At 63.5% G+C, this 12462-nt stretch carries 8 protein-coding genes; 3 read left to right on the top strand and 5 right to left on the bottom strand.

Translation table 11 applies throughout. The features are described from left to right. The 5 genes from PRZ01_RS08935 to tssF all read right to left on the bottom strand — a co-directional run. A partial coding sequence (locus PRZ01_RS08935; RefSeq protein WP_273596416.1) for a hypothetical protein occupies positions 1-329 on the bottom strand: 329 nt, incomplete at its 3' end. Positions 330-420: 91 nt separating this feature from the next. Beyond that, entirely contained in the window at positions 421-1941 is a 1521-nt protein-coding gene (gene tssC, locus PRZ01_RS08930; RefSeq protein ID WP_273596415.1) for a type VI secretion system contractile sheath large subunit, read from the bottom strand. A gap of 24 nt (positions 1942-1965) precedes the next feature. Then, positions 1966-2505: a type VI secretion system contractile sheath small subunit gene (gene tssB, locus PRZ01_RS08925; protein ID WP_273596414.1), complete on the bottom strand. Its 540-nt coding sequence runs from the start codon at positions 2503-2505 to the stop codon at positions 1966-1968. Positions 2506-2595: 90 nt separating this feature from the next. After that, a complete protein-coding gene (tssG, locus tag PRZ01_RS08920; RefSeq protein ID WP_273596413.1) occupies positions 2596-3741 on the bottom strand; it encodes a type VI secretion system baseplate subunit TssG in 1146 nt (381 codons plus the stop codon). Between the two features lie 7 nt (positions 3742-3748). Further along, positions 3749-5515 (bottom strand): type VI secretion system baseplate subunit TssF, encoded by a 1767-nt coding sequence (tssF, locus tag PRZ01_RS08915; protein ID WP_273596412.1) that lies wholly within the window; start codon positions 5513-5515, stop codon positions 3749-3751. Positions 5516-6036: 521 nt separating this feature from the next. Between tssF and PRZ01_RS08910 the strand changes: the two genes are divergently transcribed. Genes PRZ01_RS08910 through PRZ01_RS08900 form a run of 3 tightly spaced genes read left to right on the top strand, consistent with a single transcriptional unit; the run spans position 6037 to position 12452 of the window. Continuing rightward, positions 6037-8427: a septal ring lytic transglycosylase RlpA family protein gene (locus PRZ01_RS08910; protein WP_273596411.1), complete on the top strand. Its 2391-nt coding sequence runs from the start codon at positions 6037-6039 to the stop codon at positions 8425-8427. A gap of 57 nt (positions 8428-8484) precedes the next feature. After that, on the top strand, positions 8485-11340 hold the full coding sequence (gene tssH / locus PRZ01_RS08905) for a type VI secretion system ATPase TssH (RefSeq protein WP_273596410.1): 2856 nt from the start codon (positions 8485-8487) through the stop codon (positions 11338-11340). Further along, on the top strand, positions 11337-12452 hold the full coding sequence (locus PRZ01_RS08900; RefSeq protein ID WP_273596409.1) for a DUF2169 family type VI secretion system accessory protein: 1116 nt from the start codon (positions 11337-11339) through the stop codon (positions 12450-12452). Before tssH ends, PRZ01_RS08900 begins: the two co-directional genes overlap by 4 nt. Positions 12453-12462: the final 10 nt, after the last annotated feature.

The following is a 12462-nucleotide window of genomic DNA, read 5'->3' as shown; positions in this document are numbered from 1 at the left end:
TGGATCAGGCCGCTGAGGGCATGAAAGCCAAGTACACCGTCGCGCTGCCAAAAGCTAGCGCGCTGCATCAGCAGGGTGCTGAGGTCGGGGATGTTGCCGCCGCTGGCCCTAAGGTCTAGGCGCCAGGGCTCGTGCAGGGTTTGGCGGTAGTGCCAGTGGGTGATGTGAAGCAGGGGGTGGTCGGGGCCTAACTCCAGGCCGACTTGGGCTTGGTTGGAGGGGCCAGTCGCGCCCAGTCCTTGCTCCGCTAACTTACTCAGTTGGCTGCGGATACGTGCGCCGAGTTCGGCGGCGGAGTAGGAGGGCTGATTGGGGCGCGAAAGGCTCATGGCTGGGGCACGGGGTTGGCGGGCAGGTTTTGAGATCGAAGGGGCTGACGGGGCCGGGTTTCAAATGGCCCCGCCAGCGTTTGACCTCGCCTTACTTCTTGTCCTTGGGCATTTGCGAGACCAGCGAGAGGCTGACGTCCATGCCTTCGATCTGGAAGTGCGGCATCACAAAGAGCTTGACGCTGAAGAAGCCGGGGTTGTCCTCGATGTCTTCCACCACAACGCGAGCGTCACGCAGGGGGAACTGCGCGCGCACCTCGTCGCTGGGGTCGTTCATCTCGGTCACCAGGCCACGAATCCACTTGGTGAACTCGGCCTCCAGCACCTTGCGGTCCTTGGTCATGCCGATGTTTTCGCGCTGCATCACCTTGAGGTAATGGGCCAGGCGCGAGATCAGCATGATGTAGGGCAGGCGGCTGTTGGCGCGGCTGTTGGCCGTGGCCTCCTTGGTGTCGTAGAGGGCTGGCTTTTGCGCGCTATTGGCGCTGAAGAAGCAGGCGTAGTCGCGGTTTTTGTAGAAGGACAGGGGGATGAAGCCGAGGTTGGCGAACTCGAATTCACGGGTCTCGGGGATCAGCACCTCGGTGGGGATCTTCACCTGTGCGCCGGTGCCCAAGTCGTAGAGGTGGATGGGCAGGTCTTCAACCAGGCCACCGGCACGCGGGCCACGGATCTGCACCGACCAGCCGTTACGTACATAGGAGCGCACCATGTTGGCGGCCAGTGAAAAAGAGGCATGGGTCCACAGGTATTTGCTGTGGTCCGGGCCCTTGACGGCTTCTTCGTAGTTGAAGCTGCGCACCGGCAGGGTCTGCGAGCCATAGGGCAGGCGGGCCAGCACCCTGGGCAGGGTCAGGCCGACATAACGCGAATCTTCGGTGTCACGGAAGGACTTCCATTTGGTGAATTCAACACGTTCCATGTACACGCCGATGTCCTGAATGGAGGCCACCTCATGCATGGTTTCCTTGCCGAAGAAGGCCGGACCCACCGAGGCGAGGAAGGGGCAGTGCGAGGCAGCCGCCACCTTGGAAACATTGCGCATCAGGGTCAGGTCTTGCGGGCTGCGGTCAAAGGTGTAGGCCGAGACCATGGCGGCAAAGGGTTCGCCGCCGGGCTGGTCGTATTCCTGCACATAGGTGTGGTTGTAGAGGCCGCTTTGGATGATCTCGGGCGTGTCTTCGAAGTCCTGGCGCAGATCGTCTTTGGAGACGTCGATCAGCTCGGTCTTGACGTTCTTGCGGTAGTCGCAGCGGTCCACCAGATGCTTGAGGCCGCGCCAGGAGGACTCCACGCGCTGGAATTCATCGTGATGCATGATTTCATCGAGCTGGGTGCTGATGAGCTGGTCGATGCGGGAGATGTGGAAGTCCAGCAAGGCCTTGTCCAGGCGGTCCACATGTTGGGCGGACTTCTGGATGGATTCCAGCAAGACGTTGACGGCGACGGTCAGGCGGTCGTCCAGCGAGGTCTCGCTGAGCTTGTCGTTGTCGGTAAAGGTGTCCAGCCCGGAGGAATTGCTCACCGGCTTGAGGTTGACCTTGCGGAACAGCGATTCGTAAACGGTTTCGGCACCGGGTTTGGCGGCGACGGATGCGGTTTGTGTGGTCATGGGGTTCTCCGTATAGGTGTTTGCTTAGGCTTGGGGTTCGCTGGCGTCAGTGGCGGTGGCTGCCTTGGTGGCCGTTTTTGCGGCGATGGCGTCCAGGTCGCCCTTCAGCGCGGCCAAGGTTTTTTGGTCTTTGACGATGCCTTCGAGTTCGCGGCGCAGGGTGGCGTTATCGAGCAGGTTGGACTTCAAGTCCTTGAGCAGATTGCGCGTGGCCATGAGCTTGGAAAGCTGGGGGATCTTCTTGGCCACTTGCTCGGGGTGGAAGTCCTTCATGTTCTTGAAGTCCAGCTTCACCGGGATCTCACTGCCGTCGCCCGCGATGGTGTCTTTGACGCCAAAGCTGACGCTGGGGTTGAGGTCGGCCAGTACCGCGTCAAAGTTGTTCTTATTGACATTGATCTTGGCGCGTGACTGCACGCTGCCCTTGGTCTTGCCATTGGAGAAGTCGCCGAGAACCAGCATCTTCAAAGGCAATTCAACCTTTTTCTGGGCGCCGCCGGTATGAACGTCAAGCTTGATATTGACGCGTGCTGCTGGGATTTCGGCTTGAAAACTATTGGACATGGTCTTGCTCTCCTCTGTGCTTGACCCGCAGGTCGTGGTTTAAAAATGGGTGATGCGGATGGATGACGTTAGGGTTGGGATGGGGCCGGTTCATGAGCTGTCGAAGTGCGCCGTGGCGCTGGCCTCAGCGCAGTTGCGCACCGTCACATTCACCACCGGGGGCAGGGCGCCGGACAGAAAGCTGGTCCAGCCCAGGCGCATGCCGCCGCGCCGCAGCTGTGCCGGGGGCAGGCCGGCGGTGATGAGCTGGAAGCACAAATCAAATTCGACGTGGGCGCCCAGATAAAGGCGTATCAACGCAGCCAGGTCGTCAAACTCTTTACCGCCAGGCATGCACTCAAAAAAGCGCTTGACCTGCAGGGGCCCGATCACGATGCGCACCTTGCCCGCCGGGTGCAGAACGCGCCGCCCGAGTACCACGTTATTGCCCAGGCACAGCTCGCCGCCACGCGCGTGGGAGGCCAGGTGCGCAACATCGGGCACGCTCACCCAATGAGCCACCAATTGGTCAACCCGCACGTCACGGCTGTCCAGATACTCGGCCACCACGGCGCGCAGGCCTTCGGCATTGCGCACCCGCTGTGAGAAGGGGCCGATATAGGCCAGCAAATGCCCCAGCGGCAGCTTGATTTGCGGCTGTGTGCCGTCCAGCGCAAAGCCGCCCAGGCCCAGCAGGCAGCGCGAGATGCGGTCACTGGCCTGGGCCTGGTACTGCTGGGCATAGCGGTACTTCTTCCAGACCTGGTACTGCAGCAGATAGAGGCGGTGGTTGAAGATGTCCAGGAAGGAGGCCAGCACCTCGCTGCCCGGCGCCTTGCGGGCAATGTCGTCCAGGAAGTGATAGGGCAGGGGTGACTGCACGCCGTAGAGCCCGCCAAAGGTGACGCGCATCTCCGTCCAGGGGGGGTGCCAGGCTGACAACCCCTCGCCGCGCGCTGCGGGGCGGCCAAAGTGGCTGATGTCGGCGGCGGGGTAGCGCAGGGCCGGGTCGGGCAGCACGCGCAGGGGCTCTTGCTGGGGCGTGGTGTCCAGGCCCAGGCGCAGGCCTGAGGGCAGTTTTTGTTCAATCAGGCGCAGCAGCTGAAAGTAGTTGTACTTCCAGAAGGGCAAATGAGGCACAGGGAGGTCTCCGCCGATGCGCAGCTGCAAGCGACCTGTGTTGTTGCCATGCGAGGCGGCACCCGAGTCGTGCCCGGGCGCGGGTACGGTCTTGCTGACGGGGTAGGCGATGCTCATCTCACCCTCACATCACACTCATGGCGCCGATGTCGCATTTCCAGTGCAGCTTGTTGCCGCGCGGCAGCACGTTCAGGGTCAGGTCGGCATAGGCATTGATGGGGACATAGAGGCGGAAGAACTCGCACAGAATGGCGCCGAACAGGCGCAGATCCCCCTCGTCCGCAAAGTGGCTGCCCTGCAGATCGAGCTGGATGGCGTAGCCGCTGATGATGGCGCCCTTGTGCATGCGGTGGCTGCGCTCGCAGCTGAGCTTGCGCACGCCGTCGATGCGGCGCCGGTTCGCCTCTTGCTCGCTCCAGTCGTAGAGGGCCAGCGTGCTGCGCATCACCTCGGCGTCGATCAAGGACATCAGGCTGGGCAGCAGGTGGGAGATCAAGCGCCAATGAAAACGGTCGTCCGTGGGCGGGTACTGCGGCAGGGTGGGGCTGGTGATGTTGTGGCAGCGTTCCAGATCGGGTGAGCCGGCCACGATTTGGGTGATGGTGGCGTCGCGCAAGGCCTTGCGGGGCAGCATGCCGTTGGTGCCGGTCAGGCGTACCGAGAGGGTTTCGCGCGCCGGGTTATCGACGTCAACCTGGGCATGCCCGCCCAAGACCAACCAGGTCTCGTGGTGGCCCGATGCGCCCTGGCGCGGCCGGGCGTGGTAGTAGCGCTCGGGGCTTTCGTCACGGCCCAGGCCGCCCCTGTGCTTGAAGGAGGAGAAGGGCACATAGGGCAGGCGGGCCCCGTCGCTATGGTTGAAGGCCACGACCTCATCGACGCTATAGGTTTCGATCAAAGCGCCTTCACGCAGCAAGGGGTTGAGACGGTACTCGTCACGCGTCATGTCCACCGCAATCGGCTCGGCCTCCAGCTCAAACAGATTCACGATGGGCGTGCAATGCAGGCGTATGTTCTCGGCGTCGAAGCGCATATCGGCCGGCAGGGCCTTGTTGAGCACGCAATCCAGGGTGAAGCGGCGGGTCTCGGCGCTCAAGCTCAGCTCGGCCAAACCCGTCAGATCGATGAAGAGGAATTTTTCGCGGAAGGCGAAGTACTCCTGCAGCAGTTCATAACCCGCAAAAGCCGTGTTGCTGGAGGGCCAAAGCCGCTCCTCGGCGCTGAAGCCCACCTGCTTGAAGCGTGCCGCACCACTCAGCTCGCTGCGGCTGGGCGTGCCGTCCAGAGCGGTGACGGTGATGCGCTCGACAGTGTCCAGCAGATAGTGGCGCAGGCTGAAGGCCACCGGCGCGTCGGCATGCAAAAAAAGGCGCAGCTTTTGAAGGCCCAGCTTGGCCCAGTTGGCCTGCTCTTCCAGCTCGAATTGCAGGCGGATGACGCTGCGCCCGGCCTCATTGATATCGGGCTGGGCATGGACCAGATGGATGGGCGCCAACTCCACCGCCTGAGTGCTGCGGTATTCGCATTGGGTGCCGCTGCTGCCCACCGGGTTGGAGCGCACGCGCAGGCCACGCGCCAGGGTCTGCACCTGCTGCAGCACATGCTTTTTGGGCACGAACTCCTGGATGGCCAGCGAAGGGATCATGCGCATGTAGTTGGGCCACAGCAGGCTCACCACGCCCTCGGTCAACTCGGGCAGGTCGTCCACCAATTTTTGACGCAGCTGTGCGGCAATGAAGGCAAAGCCCTCAAACAGGCGCTCGACATAGGGGTCGGGCGCCGCAAAGCGATCCATATTGAGCGCGGCTGCACGCTCGGGATGCGCTTTGGCAAACTCTTTGCCGGCCTCACGCAGATTGCGCAGCTCGGCTTCGTAATGCTGTTCAAACATAGGGATATCAGGCGTGACTTCGCGCAAAAATAAAATGCCAAAGCCAGGCGAAGGGCAGGACGGGTAGGCAGGGATTCAGCGGCAGATGCCGCCAACGCACGGCGGGTCAGACCGAGCGGTTTGGCCACCCATTCACACTCCTCCTCGATGACAAGAATGACTCCCTAGGTCATTGGTTTGCGTGGAGGTCTGTGCCTCTTTCGCGCCACACCAACAAAAAGCTAGAGCCGCCTTTTGGTGCCAGTGTGGGGCGAATGCTTCGCAACTCGCCCCCCCAGTTTGGAGTGTTTTTCGCGCCTGTGGAGATGCATGTGAACTAGTACCGAGGCCAAGTCACCTGTTTCAATGACACGACCAAACTTGCTGAACAAGTCGCGGGATTTGTGTTCAAGAATGGCTCACAACGCTGCAGGCCTCGCCTGCTTTTTTATTTGGACTTCTCACCTGTTCAACCCTTGGCGCCCAAGCATTCCACAGCTCGAAAACATCAAGCGACAGCCGTGCCAGAGTCTGATGCAGCGATGCGGCTGAGGGCATCGCAGCGGCTCGCGGAGCGCCATATTCTGTGTGTGCAGCTGCGCGCCGCGCATCGGCGCCTCGGGCTTGCGGGGCCGGCGCAGGCCGCGTCATCGGGGGATGCTCTGCTGCTCTCGCGGCTGTGCGCTGCCGAGGCTTTTTTTCGTTTGCGCCTGGCCTTGTGGGAGCTGGATTTCAGCAATGGACAAAGCCTGCCGGAGTTACATGGCGAGCTGCTGGCGGTGCTGCGCGCTTTGCGAAATTGGCAGCATTTGCTGCACCGGCTATTGCGGCGGCGCCCACATTTTTTGCACCCTCAATCAGTGACACAAGGCCTGTGCGAATGGCCTTTTGATCTGAGCGACCCGGGCCATTACCTGGCCTTGTTGCAGCTGTTGGCACTTTGCCGCCTGTTCGGTCAGCACCAGGCTTTGGCTCGCTTGTCTTTGGGCCTGCGGCAGCAGGCAGGCATGGATGGTTTGCTGGCGCGCTTGCTGGGTCTGCCAGGCACTTGGCCCAGGCCACCGGAGCCCTTCGATCAGTTGCTGAACATACCCCTGGGGCCAGGCGACGCGACGCATCTTGCCGAGTCTTTGGCGCGTTATCTCAGCGCAAGAATGCCTGAACGTGCCGGGTCTTGTTTTGAGGTCATGGCCTTGCTGCCCCGGGGCCTTGGTGCAGAGCTGAAATGCCGCTTGCCCAGCCTGCCTTGGCGCTTGCTGCACGCGGCGCACGCAGCGCCTAGGTCCGACAGCGGGCTGTACAGGTCATGGCTGAAATTGCGGCCATTGGCAGATACCAGCCATATCCGAAAATCAGCGAAATCCCGCCAGCAGGCGCGGCGTCATGCCTGGCGATGCAGCATGGCCACGGTGATGTGCCTGGCGGTGAGCCAGCATCAACAAGCCGTGGCCGAGGCGCCCGCGCTGCCCATCAATGCTGGGTATGAAAACTGGGTGGAGCGTGGACTGGCGTCCTGGTATGGGCCGGGCTTTCAGGACAGGGCCACGGCCAATGGCGAACGCTTCGATATGCATGGCTTGACGGCCGCGCATCGCAGCCTGCCCCTGCCCAGCTTTGTGCTGGTACGTAACCTGCGTAATCAACGGCAGGTGGTGGTGGCGGTGAATGACCGTGGCCCCTTCATCGATGGGCGGATTCTTGATTTGTCCTACGCCGCTGCGCGCCAGCTGGGCATGGTGGAGCCGGGTGTGGTGGACGTGGAGATTCGGCGTTTGTCTGAAGACCAACTTCTGCGCATGCAAGACGCCCCAACGCGTGTGAGCTTGTCGAATCCAATGGGTGCCAACACGCTGCCCGTACCAATGCCGCAGTCACTGCCGGATGTGGCCCATCTTGGCGGCTTGGGTCAGTTGGTGCAGACGTCAGGCCGACTTGAAATGCCTGGGGCCCAAGCCTCGCCGGTGGCCGAGATGGGTCAGCCCCCAGCATTGGCGCTCAACCACCTAGGCGGGCTGGCCGGCTTCAATGAAAGCAGCGCTTCGCCGCGCCATGCCGATGCAGCGGCACCCCCGCAGCTTTTGGCCCAGAACCTGCCGTCTGTGGAGCCTCGGCTCATGCCAGCGAGTTTTGAGCTGCCCGCGCATGCGGCGCCTATGGATCTGGCCGTGCCCAGCCATGTGTTGCTGGGCTTGCACAGCACCGAGGCGCCGAGCAGCGCGGCTGCGCCACCAGGGCATCTGCAGGCTTTGCGCAGCTACGCGCCTGGGCTCTTGGGTCTGCTTGGCGGCGGAGCGCGCCCGCTAACGGCGAAGGACGCCGGCCCCGCGTCAATGCCTGGCGCAAGAAGCTTCCGGACTGTAGCCCTGGATTTGCCCTTGCCCATCTTGGATACACAGGCCGAATTGAGTGAGCCGCCGCAGGCGCTGCCGCTGGTCGAAGAAGCTCCGAGCTCGGCCCAAACCCTTCTTAAGACCTGGCCCGAGGTGGATGCGCCAAGCCGCTTATTGGCCGAGCCGGCCCAAGATTTGCCGCTATTAAGTCCACCTGCTGACACGCGGCCGCTGCCATTGAGCAGCGCCTGGCCCGCGCTCACCGAGGTGCGTGCACTCGATGATCTGCCCGAGCCCGGCGTGCTTGCCGATGTGGCGTACCGCTTGCCGCGCCCCCTGCCAGCAAAGCCGCTGCCAGCACCTCGCAAACTCGCAACTCGCGCCGAGGGCCAAGTGAAGCAAACGCCGAAAGTGGAACGCGTTATTGAGGCCGCGCCGGTGGTGGCAGCTCGCCCAGCACCAGAAGCTCCCAAGCCTGTGCTTGCCAAGGTGGAAGCGCCGGCCAAAACAGGTTTGGTGGACACCCTGGTCAAGCTGACCCAAAAGGGTTGGCAGGGCCTGGCGAGCTTGCTGGGTTTTGAGAGCAAGCGCGACAAGGTTTGAATCGATTCGGGGCAGAGGGCCCCGGGCGGAAAAGAAGAATTTTTGGAGGATGAAATCATGTCGGATTCCGAGAGCGGACGCATTTCCAAATTGCTGGGCCATTTGAACAACCACTGCGCCAGGGCCCTGGACGAGGCGGCGGGCTTGGCCATTTCACGCACCCATCACGAGGTGGGCATGGAGCATTGGTTGCTCAAGCTGATGGAGGAGGGCGATGGCGATGTGCCGCAGCTGTTCAAGCATTTCCGCATCGACCCCGACCGGGTCTGGAGTGCGCTGCTCAACAATATCGAGAACCACTATCGCGGCGGCAACCAGGACACGCCCAGTTTTTCCAGCTCCTTGGTCGAGTTGATGGACGAGGCCAGGCGCTTCTGTCTGGTGGACCTGGACAGCACGCAGATCCGCTCAGGTGCCTTGTTATTTGCCATGCTGTCGCTGCGCGGCTATCGCCTGCCGGAAGGCCTGCAACTGCTGGACAACATCCCCCTGGCTGTGCTGCGGCGCGATTTTTTGAGCCTGACCCAGCGCTCAGACGAAAGCCGCAGCGCCCTTGCGCCGGCCACGCCCGCCGCCGTCGAACCCGCCTTGACCAAGGACGCGAGTGAGGCGGCTGAGCCGTCAGGGGCGGCCCATGTGCCCATGAAGACGGCGCGGGTGGCGGCTGCGCTTAACAAGTTCACTGTGGACCTGACGCAAAAAGCCCGCCTGGGCGAGGTGGACCCGGTGTTCGGCCGCGAGCATGAGATACGCCAGCTGATCGACATCCTCTCGCGCCGCCGCAAAAACAACCCCATCCTGGTGGGCGAGCCGGGCGTGGGCAAAACCGCCATCGTCGAAGGCCTGGCCCTGCAAATCGTGCAAGGCGCCGTGCCCGCGAGCTTGAAGGACGTGGAACTGCGCGTGCTGGACCTGGGTTTGCTGCAGGCCGGGGCCAGCATGAAGGGCGAGTTCGAAAGCCGCTTGCGCGGCGTGATCGATGAGGTCAAGGCCTCCAGCGTGCCCATCATGCTGTTCATCGACGAGGCTCACACCCTCATCGGCGCGGGCAATGCCCAGGGCGCTGGCGACGCGGCCAATCTGCTCAAACCGGCCCTGGCGCGCGGCGAGCTGCGCACCATCGCCGCCACCACCTGGAGCGAGTACAAGCAGTACTTTGAGCGCGATGCGGCGCTGGAGCGGCGCTTCCAGATGGTCAAGGTGGACGAGCCCGACGAGGCCGCCGCCACCGGCATGTTGCGTGGGCTCAAGCCCCGCTACGAGGCCTTTCACGGCCTCACCATCACCGACGAGGCCGTGCAGATGGCCGTGCGCCTGTCCATGCGCTTCATCCCGGCCCGGCAGTTGCCGGACAAGGGCGTGGACCTGCTGGATACCGCCAGCGCCCGGGTCAAGATGAGCGCCGCCGTGCCACCTGCGGCCTTGAGTGCATTGGCCGAACAGGCTGCCGGCCTGCTGCGCGAACGCGAAGCCTTGGCGCGTGATTTGAGCCTGGCCCAGGCCAGCAAACCCGAGGCCCTGGAGCAGCGCTTGCTCGACATCAGCGCAAAGCTCGCCGCCATCGAGGCCGAGCAAGCGCGCCTGCAGTCCCAGCTCGATCAGGAGCAGAGTTTGGTGCAGCAGTTGCAGGACTTGGGCGAGGCCTTGCGCACAGCCGCCGAAGGCCCCGCAAGGGCAAACACAGCCGAGCTACGCACCCGCATCCATGCCCTGCGCCAGGACTTGGCCGCCGTGCAGGGCGAGGCGCCGTTGTTGCACTTGGAGGTGGGCGCCCATGTGGTCGCCCAGGTGGTGGCCGATTGGACCGGCATCCCCGCCGGCAAGATGCTCAAAGACGAAATGGCCGGCTTGCTAAGCATCGAGCAGCGCCTGGGTGAGCGTGTGGTTGGGCAAGACGAAGGCCTGGCTCTGATCGCCGAGGGCTTGCGCAATGCGCGCATGGGCTTGCGCAAAAAAGAGGCGCCCCTGGGCGTGTTCCTGCTGGTAGGCCCCTCCGGCGTGGGCAAGACCGAGACCGCGCTGTGCGTGGCCGACGTCTTGTTTGGTGGCGAGCGCAGCGTCATCACCATCAATATGTCGGAGTACCAGGAGGCGCATACCGTCTCCCAGCTCAAGGGCTCGCCGCCCGGTTATGTGGGTTATGGCGAGGGCGGCGTATTGACCGAGGCGGTGCGCCAGCGACCTTATAGCGTGGTACTGCTGGACGAGGTGGAAAAGGCGCATCGCGATGTGATGAATCTGTTCTACCAGGTCTTCGACCGCGGCTTCATGCGCGACGGCGAGGGCCGCGAGATCGACTTCAAGAACACCGTCATCCTGATGACCTCCAATCTGGGCAGCCTGACCCTGATGGCGCATTGGCAGCGCTACGAGGGCGTTAACGCCGAGGTTGCGCTGGAGCAAATCAGGCCCGAGCTGCTGGCCCACTTCCAGCCCGCCTTGCTGGCGCGCATGCAGGTTGTGCCCTATCTGCCGCTGGCCCAGGAGCAGCTCACGCGCATCGTTGGGCTCAAGCTGGGCCGGCTGGCGCAGCGCCTGCAAGAGAGCTGGCAGATCACCCTGCACCACACCGAAGCCCTGGCCTGCTTGCTGGCCGATGGCTGCAACACGCCCGACAGCGGCGCGCGCAGCATAGACCGCCTGATCGAGCAAAGCCTCTTGCCCGCCATCTCACGCGAGCTGCTGCAGCGCCTGTCCAGCGACACCATGCCGGTGGCCATCTTCCTGAGCGCCGACGACGAGGAGGGCATCAATATCGACTACCTTGACACGCCGGACAAAGTGGCCGCGCTACAGCAAGGCTTGCAGGCCCAGGCGGCTGTTCAAATGCAGCGGCGTGCCGAGCGCTTGCAGGCTCAATTGGCCCAGGCCCAGCCCGAGGTGCAAGGCGACACGGCGGGCCTGCTGACATGAACTCCCTGCTGCGCAATGCCACGCCTCATCTGGCCGAGGCCTTGCCCTTTGTCAACGATGAAGGCGTGGCCGGACAGTTGCTGGTGCTCAAGCTGCAGTACCAAATCGCACCAGGCGGTGAATTGCAACTGCTGCCGCAAGCTGAAAGCCTGGCGCATGAAGACCGCTTCGACGAGGACTACCAAGCGCCCGACTTTCTGGCCCATTTGCAGGCTCAGGGCCAGAACTGGGCGCCCCTGCTGCGGCCCGCCGATGTGATGGCGCCGCAGCCAGCCACCAATGTGCTGCTGCTGGGCCATGCTTATGCGCCTAAGGCCGATGGCGTGAAACAGATGGAGCCCTGGTTGGGCGTAGGCCCGGCGGTGTTCCCCATGCGCGTGCATGGCCCCAGGCGCTGGCGCAGCCGCTGGTTTTTGACCCGGCTTTTCACGCTCTTCATCCCGCGCCGCTTCAAGCAGAGGCAAGACGGCCTGGTGACCCGCCTGCCCTTGCTGTGGCAGCATGCTTATGGCGGTTTTGATGCCATGCGTGGCCGCGCGGCGGCGCAGCACTGGGCCTACAACCCTGCAGGCAAGGGCTTCCATGTGGATGCCAAGGCAGCCACCCTCGCGGGCCTGGCCCTGCCGGCCATCGAAGACCCGCGCCAGCCCCTGGCCCGCTGGCAAGACCGCCGCCTGCCCCAATTGCCAGGCGCCTTGAATCCGCTGTGGTCGCCGCGCGCCGCCTTGGGCGGCAGCCGCGACGCGCAATGGCGTGCCACCCAGGCCCCGGCCCGCCCCAGCGATGGCACGGATATGTTTCACAACACCGCCCACCCGGCCCTGCAGTTCAGCCCTCATCTGAAGGGGGGCGAAGCTATTCATGCACAAGGTTTCAGCCAGGACCGGCGCGACCTGGCCTTCGCGCTGCCCCGCCATGAGTTCGCCTTGCACAGCTACCACTACGGCGGCTTTGCCCGCCATGACTTGCCCCTGAATACCGTGTTGCTGGAGCCCGACCGGCGCCGCCTGACCCTGCTTTACCGCGCTTTCATCCCGCAAAAACACCAGGGCCAGGCCTTGCGCCGATTGCTGCTGGGCAGTGCCGAACACCCGGCCGAAATGCGCCCCTGAACCCCCAGCC

The organism is Roseateles koreensis, from assembly GCF_028595305.1.
GTDB classification, from domain to species: Bacteria; Pseudomonadota; Gammaproteobacteria; order Burkholderiales; family Burkholderiaceae_C; genus Paucibacter_A; species Paucibacter_A koreensis.
Note: the sequence above shows the minus strand (reverse complement) of the source record. Positions and strands in the feature narration are given on the sequence as shown.